This is a genomic window from Parvimonas sp. KA00067 (genome assembly GCF_001553085.1).
Lineage (GTDB): Bacteria > Bacillota > Clostridia > Tissierellales > Peptoniphilaceae > Parvimonas > Parvimonas parva.
Map to the genome: position 1 here is coordinate 1 of NZ_KQ960135.1, position 21,050 is coordinate 21,050.

A 21,050-nucleotide genomic window follows, 5' to 3' on the forward strand; every position below is an offset into this window, starting at 1 on the left:
GCACTTTTTATAAAAAATTTTCATTAAAATTTAAACATTTATAAATGTTTTGGTCAATTTGACCAAAATTTTATACAATATTTGTCTGGATTTTTAGAAAAATATATTATATAATAAAATTATAAAAATACTTTAGGAGGATTTTATGAATACAATATTTTTAATAGCATTTTTAATTTGGATAGGAATTTTTGGTTTAGGATTTACTATTGCTAAAACTGTATTCTCATACTTTGATTATTGCATAATTTTTTTAGTTGTTGCTTTTTATAGTTCTGATTATATAGCACAAATATCTTATAATAAATCTTCAACCTTCTTATTAAGTTTGGTTGTAGGAATTATAGCTTGCGTAATCATATATTTTATTTTAAGTTTATTTAGTCAAAATAGATTTTTAGTTTATCCAGTTGTTTTATATAACTTTATAATTTCTATGATTAGTTCATATTACTTTTTACAATTTTCATTTTATGTTTTAAATGAATTAGTTAAATTCGCAGAAGGTAAAAATCCAAACTATAATATGTTATTAATTTTTAAAAATATGACTGTAAATACAGCTATTCATTATGTAATAATTATTCTTATAGGATTTATGTTTTTCTTTGTGAAATGTGATTTGTATTGTATAGAATTAGATGAGCTTATAGAAAATCCTTTTGAAGATTTTAGTTTAAGTTTACCTATGCTTAATAGAAAAAGACTAAACTACAATTCAAAAAATAATTTTGGTCAATTTGACCAAAAAGAAAATCCAAAGGAAAAAAGGTTAGATAAAAAATATATAATATCTGATTGGATGTATAAAAAAATAAAAGAAGATTTAGAGAAAGATGTACTCAGTAATTTTGATGAAAAATTTGATATAACAATCTCAAAAGAAGTATCATTTTATACGGGTAAAAAAACAGAAAAGGCTATTGAGTGCATCATAGAAATTCAATTTAATAATATAGAAAATGCTGAAGGAAGATACCCTCATTGGATTCCAAAATCTGCTCTTAATGAAAAATATGATTATAGAAAAAGTTATAAAAAATATACTAATTATGAAAGTAAATTTGAGGAAGAAAGTGAATATGAATTTACAGAAGAAGAATACAATAAAAAAGTAGAAGAAAATTTAAAAAAAGAAAAAAATGAGCCTCCCCTATTTTATAAACTTTTAGGTTTAGAAAAAGATGCTACCTTAGAAGAAATTAAAATAGCTTATAAAAAACTTGCTAAAAAGTATCATCCAGACTTAAATAAAGATAGCAAAGGAGCTTTAGAAATAATAAAGCAAATAAACGAGGCTTATGATGTACTAAGTAATGAAGAAAAAAGACGCGAATATGACCTTTATGGAACATATAAATAGTAATAGTGAAAAAAAGTAAGAGAAAAATGCACCTAAATTGTTCGTTGGGATTTGTTTTTAACAAATCAAAAGGACACTTTTCACGAAGTGAAAAGTGGAGTAGCCAGCACAGTGTTTGGGAACCCAAACACAAAAAAATTAAAATTTTTTATCTGGTTAGGGTTTCACCCTAAGACCCGACTTTTCATAAAAACAAAGAAAAAAACAAAATAATAGAAAGGAATTTTATGGAAAATAGAAAAAGAAAAAATAACATACATTTAAGATTTTCAGATGAAGAATATGAATATATTTTAAATAAATTTAAAGAATCTAATTGCAAAAGTGTTCAAGAATTTATTTTAAAATGTGTTGATGAAGAATTGATTTTTGATGTAGATATAACACCTTTAAAAGAAATTTCATATAACTTATCACAAATCGGAAACAACATAAATCAGATTGCAAAACGATGTAATGAAACGAGAAATTTCTTTTTAGAAGATATTGAAGAGCTACAAGAAGATTATGAAATTTTAAGAAAAGACTATCAAAAAGATATACTCTTTATTAGAAAAAAATTTAAAAATACAAAGGTAAAAAAGGGAGATATAAAAAAATCAAATGGCAGTAACTAAAATACACCCTATAAATAAAACTTTAAAAAAGGCAATAGATTATATTTTAAATCCAGATAAAACAAACAATAAATTTTTATCATCTACTTTTATGTGTAGTAAAGATTTTGCAAGTGAAGAAATGTTACAAACCATAAAAGAATCTAACTCAAAAGCAACAGTTTTAGCTAGACATTTAATTCAATCTTTTGCTCCGGGAGAAACAACTCCAGAACAAGCACACGAGATTGGAAGAAAATTAGCAGATACAATTTTAGATGGAAAATATGAATATGTTATTGCAACACATATCGATAGACAACATATTCATAATCATATAATTTTCAATAATGTAAGTTATAAAACTAGAAAAGGATATGTAAGTAATAAAAGGACTTATCATAAAATTAGATATGAAAGTGATAAACTTTGTAGAAAATATAATCTATCAGTTATAGATGAATTTTTTCAAAAAAGGCGTGGAAAAACTAGAAAAAGTGGTGCTAAATCTTATAAAGAATATCAAAGTTATAAACGTGGAAATTCTTGGAAAGAAAGACTTAGAAATGATATTGATGAATCTATTTTCTATTCAAAAGATTTTAATCAATTTATAAAAAATATGAGAGAAAAAGGATATGAAATAAAATTTGGAAAACACATCGCTTTTAAACATAAAGATAAAGAAAAATATATTAGAAGTAAAAGTTTAGGAGAAGATTACACAGAAATAACAATTAGAGATAGAATTAAAAATAAAATTTCAAAAGAAGAATTTGAATTTAATATTGAGAAAAGAAAAAATTCAGAATTAGATTATACTTTTGATAATATAGAAAATAATTTTAAAAAAGCTGAGTTTAACAAAATGATTGATACAAAAACAGATAAATTTCAAGCAAAAGAAAATGGAGGTTTAAAATACTGGGCTGAGATAAGAAATTTAAAAGATATGGTAAAAACTGTCGATTTTTTGATTGAAATGAACATACATAGCAAGGAAGATTTAGAAGAAAAAATCAATGAATTTAAAGGCAAAAAAACTGAAATTTTTACAAATTATAAAGAACTTAAAAAAAATTTTACAAATGAAATAAATAATTTAAAAGTATTAAATGTTTATCAAAAATACAAATTTATTTATGAAGAATCTCTAAAAGAAGATACATCAGATGAATTTAGAGCTGAATATAAAAGTAATATATTAGAATTCCAAAAAGCAAAAGAATATTTAACAGCACTTTATGGAGAAAATTTTCCAAGTGATGAAGAATTAATAAATAAGATAGAAGAGATTGAATCTGAAAAGAAAAGTTTAGATGATGATTTAGATAAAATAAATCAAGATATTTCTAATCTATATGTTGCTTATTCTAATTATGATTTAATTCGTGGTAGTTCAAGGTAAAAAAATAGTTTTGGTCAAATTGACCAAAGCTATTTTCTATTTTTAAATACATTTAATCTATCTATCAAAGTTATTTTACTTATCGTTTTTTCATCGTTTATTTTATCTAGTTTATACATCTTTATAATTTTTTTAGAAAAATTAACTCCTCTTAAAAAAATTTTATCATTTTCATTCAAAAGATTTATATATTTAAACACTTTCTTTTCAAAACATAAAATCAATTTTATTTCTCCTTCAATATTTATCTTGAATTGAAAATATTTTTGTTTAATCTTATAAATTGGTTTATTTAAAACTACCCCACTAAAATTTTCATATTTTTTATTTTTTAATATTTCTACTTCCTTTACTTCTTGTTGCTCTATTGTAGTTGGTATTTTTAAATATTTTTCTTTTCTTATATTACAAATAATATTAAGAATATCTCTAGCTTGTAGAAGTTCAACATTTTCCTCAGCTTTTTCATCAAATTCTGGATTTTCTATTTTGTTTTTTAGTATTTCTTTATCTTGCTCTAAAGATTTTAACAAACCAAACGAACTGTACTTTGTATCATCTCTAAATTCAATTCTTATTTGTTTATTTAAATATAATACATCTCTTTTATTATTTACATAAAAAATTCTAAAGTTAAGGTCATAAGGAGGAATATCTCTATTTTCAAAACTTTCTTTAAATTTTTCTTTTACAAAATCATCAGCTTGAAAAATTGTCCATAAATCTCCATCGAAATTTATAGCTATTTTATTTCTATTTAGAAAACTTTTTAAAGTTGGATTTATATTTGAACTTTTCATAATCGAACACCTTTATCTATATTCAAAGACTTGTTTAAATTAATTGTAATATATTCTCTAAGTTTTGTACTATCATATTTATTATATTTAGCTAAACCACTATATGAAATGCTATATAAACTTCTAGTTTCTTTGCAATAAAACAAATCATAATCTTTATATTTTGAGGGAATTTTACTACTAAAATCATTAATTATTGCATCTTTGCCTATCAAATCAAATTTTTCTTTGAAATAATTTTCTACATCATTATTTTTTCTATTTGAATTTAAATTAATTTTAAATTTTTCTCTAATCATTAAATAATTTAAACTATCTAAAATACTGTTATCATAGAAATCATTAATCTCACTTTCTTCTAATTTTTTAATTGGATAAAATGTAAAATTTTCAAAATTAAAAGAAGTCAACTTATCAAAATTAACTTCTTTATGTAATTTAATATTTTCATTTTCATTAAGTCCATATTCTACACTATTTAGCATTTCATTCTTTATTTCATCAAACGAAAAAGGAACAAATTTATTTTTTAGCATATCATACTTTTCAATACTCTCAACTTTTTCAGATAAATTACTATTTTTAAAATATAAATTATCTTTTCTAACAAAAAAAGTTTCTAAATAATCTGTTAAATCATCATTTTTAACAACTCCAAGTTGTAAATATTTATTTTTTTCAGTTTTAACCATAAAAAAATTACTCTTTGTTTTTGTTGTTTCATTAGTTTTTTCATATATAATTGCTTTATCTAAATTTTCCATAAAATATTTAAAATTATTAATTCTTAATTTAACATCTTCTAATCTATTTTCATTATTTATCTTAATTAAATTGTAAAGTTCTTTTTCAGTTTTATTATATACAAAAGAATATAAACGAACCCCTCTTAATTTATTGATGCTAGAATATTGTAATCCTAATAGATGGGGTAAATATTTATTTCTAATCTCAAAATTAAATTCTTTAGTTTTAGTTTTTATAACTATATCAGTATTATTAAATTGATTATACCAATCTAAAATTTCTTTTATTTTATTCATAAAAATCTCCTTTTTTGGTAATAAAAAAGACAACTCTATATAGAGCTGCCTTTTTCATATTTTTAACATATTCTTGGACGCTTACGTTCTCTCACCTATGCTTTGGTCAACGAAAAAATTTAAAAACCGTTATATACTTCGCTATGACTGATACTTCTGACCCCTCAGCTCTGGGTGGAGGTGTATATTACCCCTAGTTCTCATACCACTATCTTAATTATATTATACCGCAATATAAAACATTTTACAACTTATCTACACCAAGTTTTTGTAATATTTTCAACTTTATCTATATTTAAAGTTTTAAAATCTTCAATGAATAATTTTATTTCATTTTTTAACTGAGTTAAAGGACTTAAATCTAATTCTTCATCATATTCATATACTTTTTCTACTACATTATTATCTATCTTTATTTTTGATGAACAAGTTTCCAAATCAAACTTAAAATATGAATTATTTTTATTATCCTTTATAAAAATCTCTTTACTATTTGGAAAAATATCTTCAAAATTATCTATGGACTTATCTGTATTATTAACTTTGTTATACAAATTTAAAATTTCTTCCTTTGTTTTATTTAAATCTTTTTCATCTTCTAAAGAAATTTTTGTTCCATCTAAATCTAAAATTTTATTTATCTTAGATAATTCTAATATTTTTTCTTTTAATTCTTCTTCTTTTTCAAAAGGTTTCTTTATATCTTCCTTAGCTACTTCAAATTCAGCTTTTTTATTTTTTAAATGTTCTTCTAATATTTTTTTATTGTCTTTTATAGATAAAATTAAATCATTAAGTTTTTCAATATTTCCACCAGTCTTTAAAAGCCTAGTTTCATAGTTTTTCTCTCCTAACAATTTTAAATAATGATTGTTTTTTTGAAAATCATAAAACATTTCTAAGTCAAAATTTTCATATTTCCCTATTTTAATCTTATTGTTAGTTAAATTTATTGTTTTTGATATTTCTAATAAAGTTTTGTCAACTTCTTTTTCTATCTTATAATTTTTATCTAATATAAAAATTCCATTAAATTCTTTATTATTTGATATTTTAGCTCTATTAATATCATTTTCAACTGATTTAATTGAATTTTCTAACATAGATATGCCAATAGGATAATCATTTTTTACTTTTGATTCTAAATCATATAGATTAGCATTATAACTTGATTCTAAAAGTTTTAATTTTCCAATTTCAACTTCTAAATCCATTTTTTGTTTTATATATGGATTTCCAATAGCAAGAGCTTTTATTTCAGCATAAGATAGTGTACTTTCATCTACATCGTCCATACTTCTGAGTGGAGATTTAGATGTCATTATTTGAGAAATAAATCGTTGTTTATTTTCAATAGTTTGCCATAAGTACCCATCAAAAGTATCTTCAGTTATATATCTAAAAATTTCAACCTCTTTATTTTCGTTCCCTTGACGTACAATTCTACCCGCTCTTTGCTCTAAGTCAGAAGGTCGCCAAGGTACATCTAAATCGTGCATTGCTATTAACTTATTTTGAATATTAGTTCCTGCCCCACATTTGGCAGTAGAACCAATTAATATTCTAATATCTCCTTTTCTAACTTTTTCAAAAAGAGTTTCTTTTTCTTTTTCAGTTTTAGCATCGTGAATAAAAGCTATCTCATTTTCTGAAATACCACGTTCTATTAATTTGCTTTTTATATCATCATAAACATTAAAAGTTTTACTTGGAGTTGACATATCACAAAATATTAATTGTGTTGATTTATTTTCTTTAGTTTTATTCCAAATATCAAAGACGTTATTAATACAAATATTAACTTTTGAATTTGAATAATCTTCTAAAGAATCATCTATAAGCCTTTGGTCTAATGCAAGTTTTTTCCCATCATTAGTAATTTTTAACATATTATCTTCAGTAGGTTCTATAAGTCCGTTTCTTACAATATCTGCTCTATTAGACAAAATAGATAATATTTCTCTTTGTTCTTCGGTAGGTTTAGTTTTGATAGTTGTAAATTTTGATTTTGGAACATCTAAATCTAACATATCAGCAGTTTTTATATCAGCAACCATTTTAAAAATATTCATAAGGTCTGGGAGATTATAAAATTTTGAAAAACGTGTTTTACTTCTATATCCAGTTCCTTCCGGAGATAATTCTAATGAAGTAACAGTTTTTCCATAAGTGCTTGCCCAACAATCAAAAATATCTATATCTTTTGCTTTCAATGTATCATATTGTAAATATCTTTGCATTGTATAAAGTTCTGTCATAGAGTTTGATACAGGCGTTCCTGTTGCAAAAACAATCCCTTTTCCATTTGTTTTTTCGTCCATATATCGACATTTCATAAACATATCATTTGATTTTTGTGCATCTGTTGTACTTATTCCTGCAACATTGCCCATTTTCGTTTTTATTCCTAAGTTTTTAAATGAATGTGCTTCATCTACAAACATTCTATCTATTCCCAATTCTTCAAAAGTCAAAGTATCAGTATCTTTTTTAGAATCATCGTGAATTTTTTGTAATTTTGTTTGTAGATTTTTCTTTTTAGCTTCTAATTGTTTTACAGTTATTCTTGAACCCTCATCTTGTTCATTTCTATTTTCCCTAATAAAATCTTCATATTCATTTATAATATTTTGTATATATTCCTCTTGATATTGTTTAGACATTGCAATTTTTTCAAATTGACTATGACCAATAATTATTGCGTCATATTCTCCTGTTGCAATTTTACCTAAAAATCTTTTCCTATTTGTTTTTTCAAAATCTTTTCTAGTAGTAACTAAAATATTAGCTCCCGGATATAAAGTCATAAATTCACGTCCCATTTGTTCCGTTAAATGATTAGGAACAACAAAAAGTGATTTATTACAAAGCTTTATTCTTTTACTTTCCATTGCTGCCGCTATCATTTCAAAAGTTTTTCCAGCTCCTACAACGTGAGCTAATAATGTGTTACCACCATATAAAATTCTAGCTATTGCATTTAATTGATGAGGTTTTAAGGTAATATTTTCATTTTTACCTTTAAAAGTTAAATTTTCTCCATTATATTCACGAGGTCTTATAGAATTAAATTTTCTATTGTAAATTTTCTCTAAATCTTCTCTTCTTGAAATATTTTTAAAAATCCATCTTTTAAACTCTTCATTTAACATTGTTTGTTTTTCATTTGCTAAGATTGTTTCTTTATGATTCAACACTTTTTTATCATTAGAATCAAGGTCATAAATCATTATGTTTTGCAAATTTAATGATTTTTCAAGTATATTATATGCATTTATTCTATTAGTTCCGTAAGTTCTATTAGCTACATAATTAAATTTACCAACAGATTTATTTGATATTTTCCATTCTCCAGTAAAATTATTAAAATGTACATCTATACTTGTTCTTTCTTTAAAATTCATTTTAAAAGTTTCTTTCATAAAGTCTTTAATGTATCTTGGAGGTATCCAACTTGCTCCAAGTTCTACATTAATTTCATTCGCTTTTAAACTTTTTGGCAGTACTCTTTCTAATCTATCTTTTTGATAATTTAATAAATCAAATTCTTGTTTTTCTTCAGGAGTTAAACTTTCAACTTCTTTATAGGAATATCTAAGTAAATATTGGTCAATTAAGTCTATCTTTTCTCTAATATCTCCACTTAAATACTCATCTTTAGAAACGAATTTAGCTTTATCTAAATTTTGTAAGTTGTTTTTTATATCTTGCTCATTATATTCAAATGTAGATTCTATATCTAAAAAGATTTCTCCTTTTAATTTTTCTATTAAATCTTCTTTTGAAATACCACATAAATTTTCCATATATTCTAAATTTACAGAACCTTTTTCAGATAATGATAATATTAATGCTTCTTGTGGAGTATCAACATTTGTTACATCTATTGATTTTTTTATAGTCCTTTTAAAAAATATATCCGATTTCCTTTTGAATTTATTATCTTCTAAAACTTCAATAGATGAAACCAAAGGATAGTTTGAATCTTCTCTGAGTAATTTTCTATTTATTCTGGTATTTAAACTTCCATATTTTTTATAAAAATTATCGTATATAGAATTAAGTTTTTCTTGTTCTATTTTTATAGTATAATCATCAAAATCTTCACTTTGAAGTCTTATTACTTCTCTTAAAGAATTGTTAAGTTCTATATAATCTTTAATTTTTTGAATATCAGAATTATTTAAATTTTGTAAAATTAATTCTTCATTTTCTTTATAAAAAATTTTATTGTTTCTTTCAATAAATGTAAAATTTTTAATGTTTTCCAAATCAACATTTAATTTCTCTTTATCTATATCTTCTAACAAATTATTATTTTGGTCAAATTGTCCAAAATCTTTTTTAAAATGTTTAAAATTTTCTACAACATTTTTAAAAGAATTTTCTAAACTTTCTCCATTACTTTTACAAACAACTATATCTCCAAATCTTCCACTTTCTTTTACCATTTTACCTAAAACCATATTAGGATTGTCAACAAAATATTTATTATAAGTTAAACCATTTTCATCAGTATCAAGTTTTAAAAATGATTCTTCCAGTTCCTTTTCTTCTTCTCTTTTTCTAAGAAAAATTATATCACTTGTAACAGTAGTTCCAGCCATTCCTTTAAATGTTGTATCCGGCAACCTTAATGCCCCAACAAATTCACACTTTTTAGAGATATATTTTCTAACACTATCATCTTTTTTATCTAATGTTCCACTTGAAGTAACAAAGGCAATTAAACCGCCTTTTTTAACTTTATCAATAGTTTTTGCAAAAAAATAATCGTGTATTAAAAAATTATATTTATTATAATCTTTGTCATTTACTTTTATATTTCCAAAAGGAATATTTCCTATTGCGGCTTCAAAGAAATTATTTGAAAAATATGTTTCTTCAAAACCTTTAATCTTAATTTTTGCATTTGGATATAATTGTCTTGCTATTCTACCACTTATACTATCTAATTCTACACCTCTAAAAATAGTATTATTTTTTAAATCACTTGGTACATTACCTAAAAAATTACCTATTCCCATTGCCGGTTCTAATATTTTTCCACCATTAAACCCTAAATTTTGCAAAATACTATACATATTGTCTATTACAATTTTAGGAGTATAAAATGCTGTTAATGTACTCTCTCTTGCTTGTTGATATTCTTCTTTACTTAAATTTTCCTTTAAAAAATTCCTAGCAATTTCCCATTGTCCACCGACTTTAGTTTCATCAAAAACATCGGCAAGACCACCCCAACCTAAATAGTCAGCTAGATATGCTTGTTCATACTCCCTTGGACTCCTATTTTCATTTTCAAGTCTTTTTAGCATTTTAATAGCTTTGATGTTTTTATCTAGTCTTTCTGATGGTGTTAGGTATTCTGAGTAGATATGATTTTTCAAGTCATAATTTCTAGCAAAACTTAGCTTTTCCTTATTAGGTTCATAGCCTAGATTCTTTAAATCTTCTTTCCCCCTCAATAAGTTTTCGGCTGCTTCTCTTGGGACATCATACCTATCCATCATTTGGTCAATTTCTGGATTGAACTTATCAATAAAGCTTTCTTGCTCTACTTGTCTTTCAATTTGTTTTTCATGCTCAGATAATTTGTATATCTCATAGTTTCCACTATTATTTTTATCATTTAAGAATTTATCAACTTCATTATCTTTATTTTTATTTATTTCAAAATTTTCAATATTATTTTTATCATTACCTGTGCCATTATTTATCAGAATTTCTTTTTTGCTTTCTATTTTTTCATCATTTGATAAATCTGTAAAACTCATTTGTTTTGTTTCTACATTATGCTGAATAATTTTATCTTTCTTTATTTCATCAAAAAAAGCAGATGAATTTTCATCTACTTTCTCTTTTTCAATATTTAAGCTAGGACTATTTGATACATTATTTCTCTCTCTATATCCATCGTTGTCCCTATCTTCCAATTTTCTTTCTCTAGTTCTGTCATTGTTGGATAAGACTTGTGATGTTTCAAGTTTTCTACTCTCCTGTTCCATTCTATTTTCCAGTATTCTTCCACTTGATTTTGCATTTCTACTATGTGGTCTAAAAACTTGTTGCGTTTCGTCTGTTCGTTGTAGCTCATCCACATTTGAATCAAATAAATGTATTTGGTTATATCTCTGTTGTGTAGAAGAAATAACATTCTCTCTACTCCTATTGTCATTGGAAAATTCTGTGTTGAATAATTCATCTCTTGTATTTTCTCCTCCATTATCCTTTCCAATGTTTCTTCCACTATCCAACGTGGCATTTCTAAGATTTTCGGAATATTCTTCAATTCGTTTTTCTTCATCAAGGCTTCTATTTTCTGTGGATATTCTATTCTTATTTTCTCCATTTCTTCTATTGTGTTGTAATCCCCATAAGAATCTATATTCACGTCTATTAGGCAAGGAAAATCGTACTCCAAAGGAATTTCTGTTAGAATTGTTTGACAATCCGGGTAATCTGTTTGATAAAGTTCCGTTGTCCATATCCCATTTTCTTCCTCTTTGATTATCAGCTCTTTCCAAGTATCGTGTTCGTAATTGTCCAGTTCTTCCTCTGTCATTTTTATTATTTTCAATAGCAATGGTAGATTCTGTTCGTTGAATGTTATGTTGTTTATTATTACTTCTTTCATCTTGAATTTCTCCTTTTAAAGTATTAATATTTGATAGTTTCATTATATCATTGTTTTTATCTTTTGTCAGCACTTTTATTTCAATTTTTTGTAAATTTGATATAATATTTCTATTAAAAACATTTAAATATCTATTTAATTTATACAAAGCATCTCTATTTACTGTATTTAAAGTATTTTTTAATAAATTTGTATTTGGATTGTAATCTAATTTTAACTTATTGAGCATAGAAATTTTTAAACTTTCAATAAAAAATTCTTTTTGTTCTGAAGATAAGTTCAAATTTATTTTGTCTATATAAAAATTTATTAATTTTTCCACTTTAGTTATTTCAGATTCACTTCTATTAAAATTAATTTTATTAATGTATAAAATATTATCTAAAACTCTTAAATTTATATCCTTTTTATTTAAATTAGGAATATATTTATCTTCCAACCCATCTAAAACTTCAGTTTCCTCTATATCATATATTTCTACAATATTTTTATCTTCTAAAATTTCAATAGGTTTAGGATTTTGTATTAAACTTCTATTTAAGTCGTTCCACTCATCTTTACTTAAACAAATAGTTGCATTAGGATAAACCTCATAAATCATAAACTGAGTATTTATATCCTTCATAGAATTTTCTCCCATAACTTTTAAAAAATCCACATACTTACTCGTATCTGATAATATTTCCTTTTCAATTTCTTTTTGAAACTCTTTTAAATCAAATTTATTATCTTCTTCAATTAAATTTTTAGACTCTTCGATGTTTGGAGATGATTGTATATTAAACTTCATATCTTTAATTTCAGTATTTTGTAACCATTCATTTACATCTTTATATACACCATAAGAATTAGATGCATCTATAATTTCATAATTTAGTCCATATATAGATTTTATTTTTTCAGTTGCATCAATTCCTCTAACATCTTTATCTAAAAAACAAACTATTTTTTCAATTTTTTCCTCTTTTAAAAATTCTTCTAAAGCTAATGTACTAACTCCACCTAATGAAATATATGAGTAGTTATTATCTATTCCTCTAGCTTTAAAAATAGTTTTTGCACTTAAAAGGTCGATTGGAGATTCAAAAACTAAAACAGTTTTTGAATTATTTTTTAATTTAAAACCATATTTTTTATCACTGTTTGCAACTTCTCCTTTATATTTAACATCACTCAATGTTCCTGTTAAAGTACAATATTTAGGATTCCCTTCTTTGTTTTTCCCTATAAATAGTACATTATGATTTATATCTTCTCTTATCATTCCTAGTTTTACAAATTCATTTACTACTTCTTTAGAAATTTTTCTTGAATTTATTAAATATGCGTATGCTCTTTTTATATTTTTATTTAACTTTGGTAATCTAAAATCTTTTTTCTCTTCAAAAATTTTATTAGTTTCTAAAGATTTATTAAAAGAAAAACCACTCATATCCGTTAAAAATTTCATTGCTTCATTAAAATTAGCTCCTTGAATTGCTTCAACGAAGTTAATTACATTTCCACTTTCTTCAGTAGAAAATCTAAAAAATGTATTTGTACCTGGATAAATTTTTAAACTATCCATTTCTTTGGTAGTATATACATTTCCCTGCTTTATAAGATTAAGACCCATAGAAGATGCTACTTCTGTAATAGGTATTTCTAAAACTTTTTGTATATCTTCATTACTATAATGAAATTTTTTCATCTTTATCCTCCAATCTTCGAATCTCTTTTAATATTGCTTCTAGTACATTTACAACAATACTATTCCCTGCTAGTTTATATAAATTACTAGATAATTTGTTTTTATCAATTTTAACTACTTTTAAAATTCTTTCAAAATCTTCATCATCAAAACCCATTAATCTAAAACATTCTCTTTCAGTTAAAAATCTATATTTTCCATTTTTTAAATCTACAAGTCCAGAATTTGGTAGTCTTACTTGTTTTATCATAATTGTATAAACATAATCTTTAATAATTCTTGCTCTTTTTTGTGTAGTTGTCTTTTTACCTATACAATCTAAAATAGATTTTTGAGTTACAATATATTTTTCATCAAAATCACTTTGCAAAAAATCCTCTAACTTTGTCATTTTCTTTTTTTCCAGCTTAGAAAAATCGAATTCATTTTTTCCTAAAAAACTTATTACAAAAACTCTTTCACGTTTTTGAGGGATTCCAAAATCGATAGAGTTTAAAATTTCAAATTTATTTTGATACCCTAATTTCTCCATTTCTTCTAAATAAAAAGAAAAAGAGCTATATTCTTCAGATAAAGCTCCCTTTACATTTTCCCAAATTACCCATCTAGGTTTATATTTCATTTCTTTTAAAATTCTTATTGTTTCAAAAAGTAAACTACTTCTTGTCTTACTATCTTTTTTTCCTCCTTGTCGTCTTCCGATTATTGAAAAATCTTGACAAGGACTTCCGTGAAAAAGAAAATCACAAGGCACATCTATTTCATATCTTACAACTGAATTAGGATAATATTCTTCATTAAATAAAGCGTTGTATGAATCTACTGCAAATTTATTATTTTCTACATAATCAACTACTTTAAAATCAAATTTTTGACGTTCTAACGCTTTTCTTATTGCTCCAATTCCTCCAAAAAGCTCAACAACTTTTAATTGCTCCAAAATACCACCTTTTTTACATTTTTTTATTTTTTAATATAATTATATTAAAAAAATTTTTTAAATCAATAAAACTTAAATTATGACTACATTTTTTTGTTTTATTGAAATTTTTTAACTCTTAACAATAAAAAAAGAGATTTTTTAAATTTCAAATCCCTTTTTTCTTAATTTTACTATAAATTCAAAAATAAAGGGAAGATATTACACTTCCCCTTAAATTTTTATATTTACTAACTCTAATCTATTTTATCTGTATTTTTCCTTTTGATATAGAAAAATACACCTCCACCTATTCCTGATACTAATAGCATAAAAGGAAGGAGCATATTTCTTCCAATACCTGTTTTTACAATTTCTCTTTTCGGTTTTTTCTTTACTTTGATATTTATTGTTTGATTTTCATCGTTTATATCTCTATGTTCCGCTATTTTTTCTCCTTTGTAATATAGGTCTTCAAAAACTACAAGTTTTAATTCTTTTGCACTTTCTAAAATAAAAGTAAATTCCACATCAACAAATCCCTTTTCTTCTTTTGGTGTAAATTTCGTTGTTCCTGTTATATTTTTTCCATCTATTTTAAATTCATTATTTGTAGATTTATCCATTAATATACCTTTAAGTTCATATTCTTTTTCAGGTATTAAATTATTATACTCCACTCTGTCAATGAATTTAAGAATATATTTTTTACTTCCATTTTCCTCTTTTAACTCATAACTTCCATTTACACTTGTTTTTATCTCCGGCTTTCTAAATTTAACCGTTTGTCCTTCATCATTTATATCTGTGTGAGTGGCAATTTTTTTACCGTCTTTATACAAATCTTCAAAAACAACTGTTTCTGTTTTATCTTCAAACTTGGATGAATCAAAAACAAATTCCAACTCTTCAAACCCTTCTTTTTCTGTCGGTGTAAATTTTTTACTTGCTACAACTTCTTTTCCATCTATCAATAAAGGTTTATTTGTAGATTTATCCATTAATAGCCCTTTTAATTCATATTCTTTTCCGACTATTAAATTTTTATATTCTACTTTATCAATGATTGTAGTTTTTTCTCTTACATAATCAACTTTTTCATTATCTTTAAAACTTGCAGTTGTCTTTATTTCTGGTTTTTCCTCTCTTGGTGTAGGTGGAGTTGTAGGTATTTTTTCATTTATTATAGCTTTTGAATTATTTACATATTTTATAACTTCGTCTTCATTTTCTACATTTGATAATTCAATTTTCCAAATTTTTCTATCATTAAGTTTTATATTGTATGGAACTTTTAACTCCCTTATATAATATTCTCCAGCTAAATAATCTCCTTTACTCATTCCAACTCCATCTTTGATTTCTACAACCTCAAGAAGACTTCCTTTATTTATAAGTTTTTTTGTATTCTTTTTATGAGCTTCTCTTTCTAAAAGCTTATACTTCATTTCTTCCATATCATCAGATAATGTAGTTAGTTTGTCCTTTGAAAATCTTAAAACAAGATTTTTATCGTCTATTTTTTTCTTTTCATTTGGTTTTAAAATATCTGTGATTCCTTTTAAAATTTTATCCTTATCTATTTTATCCAAAACTTTTTCAAAAGGTTCTAAATCTTTAACTTTTGCATTTTCTAATTTTTCTAATTTTATTGTAAAGACTTCAAAATTAAAATAACTAAAATGTTTTGCTAAAAATTTATAATTTTTTATATTTTCTTTTATTTCCTTTTTAGCTTTTTCTATTTTTTCTTGATACTTAGGTAAATCATTCCTATTAATAGTTTCTAATTTTTCTAAACTTTCAAGGATTTTCTTATCAATAAAATTCTTTATTTCTTTTGATACATTTTCTATTTTTGTATAATCATATTTTTCAAAATTCTTTACTTTTTCAAGTTCTAAAATTAATTTATCATAAATAACTTTAAACTCTTTAGCCATTTCTTTTGATTTTTCTGTATCATATTCTTTTAAGCTTTCGATTGATGTATAAGCTAAAATACTTGATTCAATTCCGTCTTGTAACTTTCTTAGCTTTTCATCATTTCTATAAGTTCTATAGAAATTTTGCATTTCATCAAGATATTTTTCTCTTGTTTTATTTTCTTTTTCTATTTCTTCCTTTGGATAATTTGCTTTATTAAAAGTTCCATTTTTCTTTTCTTCTCTAATTTTTAATTCTTTTTCTTTTAAAGAATTTAAAAATTCAATTTGTTTTTTAAAAGTTTCTTTTTCTTTTAATATTTTTTCATTATCCTTATTTTCTTCTAAAATCTTTTCAACTTCTTTTATTAGAAAATCTTCCAATTCGTGAATAAAAGATGTTATTTTATCGTCATATACTAAATTATCTAAAATAGTAACCTTTTTATCATTTCTATCTGGCTCTGTATTAGGGATTTCATTAGGCATTGTTGTTGGATATGTTTTATTACCTATTCGCATATCTTCTTTTGCAAATATTCCAAAAAATATATTATTTGCTTTTGTTCCATCATCTATCTCTTTCTTTATTCCAATTCTTAATTTTTGTCTTTCATTTTCTAACTTTTTAACAAAATGTGTAACTGTAACTTCTTGATTTTGTTCTGTTAATTCAAAATCATATTGTTTTGGATTTAAAGAAAATTCTTTTGGTGCTTTAGTTTCTACCAAATAATATTTGCCTAAATACATTTGATTTATGTTTTTTTGTTCTTCCGTATCTAAAGGAGTTTCTGCCTTTCCTTCTTTAGTAGTTAAAGTATAAACTAAATCTCCTTTTTTATGTTTTACATCTCCATTCACCACTACATCTTCTCTTGCAAATATTTTAAATTCTGCAGGTTCTGTTATTACCTCTGTTTCAAAAACGGGTCTAAAGGCTTCTTTATCTAAAAGAGTTTTATATTTTTCAAAAGATTTTAAAACTTTTCCTCTTTTTTCAATATGAACTTGTCCTTTTTGTGCTATATTTGACTGTCCTATACTAACATTAATAACTCTTGGAATATATATTGAATTTCCCTCATTATCTAAAAATTCCATATTCCTATTTCCATCTACATCTTGATTTAAATACTCTGTTTCTTTTATTTCAAAATATCCCGGTCTTGTAGCTAGACTATAACCTTTTGGAGCTTCAACTTCTAATAAAAGATATTTCCCATAAGTTATTGTTTCAGGAATTGTTACCTCGCCTTTATTATTTGTTGTAAAAACACTTGACACTTTTTTATCATACATCGGATTTTGTTGATAAGATAAATATCTTCCGTCATTTTCAGTTACAAGTTTTCCGTCGTAAAAAATTTCCCAATCTTGTTTTTCTTTATTCCAAGTAGCTGAAATTTTTTCTTTTTCTATATTTTTATAATTATTAAATGAAAAAATCTTATATTTCGCAGGTTCTGTTACAAGCTTTCCTGTTTCTTCATCAAATTTTCTTATTCTTAAAATTTGCTTTAAGATATGGTTTGTATGATTCTTAACTCCACCTTCTTTATCTATTCCGTAAAAAACAGTTGTCGCTCTTTCTTTTTGTGCAAATTTATCATTCGTATCTATTTTAAAGTTCGCTGTTAAAGGTATATACCCTTCAGGTGTATTAAGCTCTCTTATTTCATAAAGTCCATAAGGTAGTGCATATTGCTTTGTATTATTTTCTATAACCTTGCCATCTACAAAAACTATAGAACTAGCTATATTACTTCCCGCTATTCCGTTTACTATACTTTCTTTACTTGTTTTTACTACCATATACAAAGGCTCTTCATTTAATTTGTTGCTTTGTGTATAATTTTTTGTAATATTATTTACAGTTGTTGTTCCATCTAAATTTTCTCTTTCAAAAAATTTATCTGGTAAATTAAAAGATTTTTCTATATTTTGCAATTTAGATTTTAAATAAATTCCAAAATATATATCATTCTTGGATTTTTTTATTTGTTCATCAAGCTGTCTATCATTTGAAACTAATCCTTCTAAAATCTTATGAAGTTCAAAATGTCCTTTTGCTATTGAATTTTCATACTCTCTATCAAGTTCAGGATTTTCTTTATTTGTATTAAATAAATTTTTAGGACCTGTATACTTGTTATTTATATTTATGATATGCCCTTTATCTTCATAATCTCTAAAGTAATATCCTTCAGGTAATACAACTTCTTGAACTACATATTTCCCAAGTTCAAGTTCTCCACTCGTTGCTGTTCCATCTACTCCTATTTGTATACTTTCAACCAAACTTCCTTTAGGATAAACTACTTTATGCGGTGCTGAAGGTAATTTAATATCTTCTGCCGCTCTAATTTCAAAAATTGCTCCTACAAATTGTCCATCTCCTTGTGGTTCATAAATTAAAGGACTATTTCCATTTTTATGATTTATATGTGGGTCTTTGTCTTTACCGTTAACTGTTTTTTCAAAATCATATTTAACATCATTATCAGTTTTTATTATCTTGATTCTTCCCTTTTGTCTTTCGTTTTCAACTTCAACAATGTCGCCACCTTTTGCGTCTATTTTGTCTTTTTCTCCATTTTTAACAAAATCTTCTCCACCCCAATAGCCATAAGGAATTCCATTTTCAAAAACTTTATACTTTGCTTCTGTATCAGGTAATTTAAAAATTATTTCCCCTTTTTTATCAGTTGACTTTTCTTCTATAACATCTCCTTTATGGTATTTAACTTCCATTTCACCATCTTGATTTAGTACTCTAACATCACTATCTGCTATAAGTTGAAATTTTGCTCCTTCAATAACTTCTCCATCTTCAGTGTCTGTCTTTTTGATTTTTATCTCGTCCCCATCTCCTGCACTTTCTTTGTTTCCAAAAAGTATTTTGAATTTAGGATTTTTAGGACAGCCTCCTTGAATTAAATCTTGATATTGTTGAGATTTATAAAAGACCATTTTTCCCATAGAATTCATTTTTTCTTCATCTTCTTTAGTAAGATTTGACATTTCAAGATAATTTTCAGCATCCGGATTAAAAGTATCATCTGCTGTTACTTTTATCATCATATTTCTTGACCTAGTTCTTTCATCAGAAGAAGCAAATGCAGGGTCATCTACCCACTCGAAAGTTAGTCCCGGTGCATTTGTCGTATCATAAAAGTTTTTTTCTAAATTTTCTCCCTTAATATATATTGTTTCTCCTTTAGAAATTTTAAAAGTTTTATTGGCATATTTGGGTTTTTTAGTCCAGTTATTTACTCTGTACATTCTGTAATTAAAGTGATATTCTATTGTTTCATCTGATAAAAATACACTAGGGTCAAAGCTCTTTCCCATAGCATCCCAAACCATCATCTGAGCAATAGTCCAGTCCAAACCGTCAGGAGTTTCTCCTGCTAATTTGTACTTATCCCAACTGACATACTTTGCAACAGCCGCCTTTTGATAAGGAGGTGATAATTCTTCTTTATTATAATATTCAACCATATATGTTGAACTTCTATCTCCTCCACCTTCTAAAGCAACTCCCGGTTCTACACAAAAACAAGGCTCTAATGCTTTTTCTTCTTTATTTACTGTTGCAAAAAGAGTTTGTATCTGATTGCCCGGCCAATATGGAAGTCCTACAACCCCATATTTTCTTGCACGAGGAGAACCCGGTAGTGGCCCGAAACTTATTTTTACATTTTTTACAACTTCAGCCGCTTTAACTTCTCTACTTTGCAAAACAGGACTTAAAGCTATTAAACCCGCTAAAGTTAAAGACATTACTTTTTTAAACTTTTCTTTAAAATTCATTTTTTAAAATCCTTTCTTTTTTTAATTTTTTATATAAAAAATGAGAAGTCTTTTTAACTTCTCATAATTTAATAAAATGATTGATATTTAGTTTTTATTTTATCATACTTTCATCAAAGCTTTCTCTATCTCCTACATTATGAAGCCACTCAAATTTATTCCATTTCTTATGGCTTTCTAAAGCAGCTTTTAGTTCTGATAAAGAAAACTTATAAAACCAATGCCAATGTCCACTATTATATTCTTCTACAAAATCTTCATATGGATTTCCTATTTGTGGAAATGGTGCATATACTAATCTTTTGTTTTCAATTTTATAAGTAGGAATACCAAACTCTTTAGGTGTTATTTCACTTCCATCACAAGTCCTAGATTGACTATCACAATCTATCCATTTACCTTCATCTTGAAGATATACAGTATTCCACTGATGTTGCCACAAATCTTCATTTACAATTTTAACTTTAAGTCCTGCATATTTTCCTAAAAGTTTAAACGCTCTTACATAACCTGAACAAGCCGCCCTTCCTTTACTAAATACTGCCCAAGCTGTATCTGCGTGTGTCTTTTTGTAAATTTCTGTACTTTGTCTATGGTCTTTTATAGTATTTGCAAAAATCCACTTTGTTATTTCTCTTGCTTTTTCTCTATCTGTCATATTTGGCTTGATAATTTCTTTTGCTATCTTTTTAGCAGCGTTATCTGTAAAATCTATTTGTTCTTGTGTTAGATTTCTTCCATAAAGGCTTATTATATCTTTTTGATTAACTACTTTATTGTCTATCCACTTTCCGTTTTCATCTACTCTATATCCATCAGGTGTTGTCGTATTTACAAGCATTGCTCCACTTGA

At 25.1% G+C, this 21,050-nt stretch carries 9 protein-coding genes; 3 read left to right on the forward strand and 6 right to left on the reverse strand.

Annotation, left to right across the window (positions count from 1 at the left end; translation table 11 throughout):
- The first annotated feature begins 145 nt into the window (after nt 1-145).
- From HMPREF3181_RS08075 to HMPREF3181_RS00015, 3 genes are all read left to right on the forward strand, one after another.
- Nucleotides 146-1,363: a J domain-containing protein gene (locus HMPREF3181_RS08075; protein WP_068471755.1), complete on the forward strand. Its 1,218-nt coding sequence runs from the start codon at nt 146-148 to the stop codon at nt 1,361-1,363.
- Between the two features lie 227 nt (nt 1,364-1,590).
- Nucleotides 1,591-1,980, forward strand: coding sequence for a plasmid mobilization protein (mobC, locus tag HMPREF3181_RS00010; protein ID WP_068471759.1), 390 nt, complete (start codon nt 1,591-1,593; stop codon nt 1,978-1,980).
- The gene (locus HMPREF3181_RS00015) at nt 1,967-3,367 is read left to right on the forward strand and encodes a relaxase/mobilization nuclease domain-containing protein (RefSeq protein WP_068471761.1); all 1,401 of its coding nucleotides are present in this window, start codon (nt 1,967-1,969) and stop codon (nt 3,365-3,367) included. The genes mobC and HMPREF3181_RS00015 overlap by 14 nt, the downstream gene beginning before the upstream one ends.
- A 29-nt stretch (nt 3,368-3,396) precedes the next feature.
- On the opposite strand, the gene HMPREF3181_RS00020 is transcribed toward HMPREF3181_RS00015, so the two are convergent.
- From HMPREF3181_RS00020 to HMPREF3181_RS00045, 6 genes are all read right to left on the reverse strand, one after another.
- Nucleotides 3,397-4,167: a hypothetical protein gene (locus HMPREF3181_RS00020; protein WP_068471762.1), complete on the reverse strand. Its 771-nt coding sequence runs from the start codon at nt 4,165-4,167 to the stop codon at nt 3,397-3,399.
- Nucleotides 4,164-5,210, reverse strand: a complete 1,047-nt coding sequence (locus HMPREF3181_RS00025; RefSeq protein WP_068471764.1) for a PBECR4 domain-containing protein — start codon at nt 5,208-5,210, stop codon at nt 4,164-4,166. Before HMPREF3181_RS00025 ends, HMPREF3181_RS00020 begins: the two co-directional genes overlap by 4 nt.
- A 251-nt stretch (nt 5,211-5,461) precedes the next feature.
- Nucleotides 5,462-13,537: a DUF3991 domain-containing protein gene (locus HMPREF3181_RS00030; RefSeq protein WP_068471765.1), complete on the reverse strand. Its 8,076-nt coding sequence runs from the start codon at nt 13,535-13,537 to the stop codon at nt 5,462-5,464.
- On the reverse strand, nt 13,518-14,477 hold the full coding sequence (locus HMPREF3181_RS00035; RefSeq protein ID WP_068471766.1) for a DNA cytosine methyltransferase: 960 nt from the start codon (nt 14,475-14,477) through the stop codon (nt 13,518-13,520). Before HMPREF3181_RS00035 ends, HMPREF3181_RS00030 begins: the two co-directional genes overlap by 20 nt.
- Nucleotides 14,478-14,713: 236 nt before the next feature.
- A complete protein-coding gene (locus HMPREF3181_RS00040; protein WP_068471768.1) occupies nt 14,714-20,197 on the reverse strand; it encodes a VaFE repeat-containing surface-anchored protein in 5,484 nt (1,827 codons plus the stop codon).
- Nucleotides 20,198-20,291: 94 nt separating this feature from the next.
- On the reverse strand, nt 20,292-21,050 hold a 759-nt coding region (locus tag HMPREF3181_RS00045), incomplete at its 5' end, for a transglutaminase domain-containing protein (protein WP_231723233.1).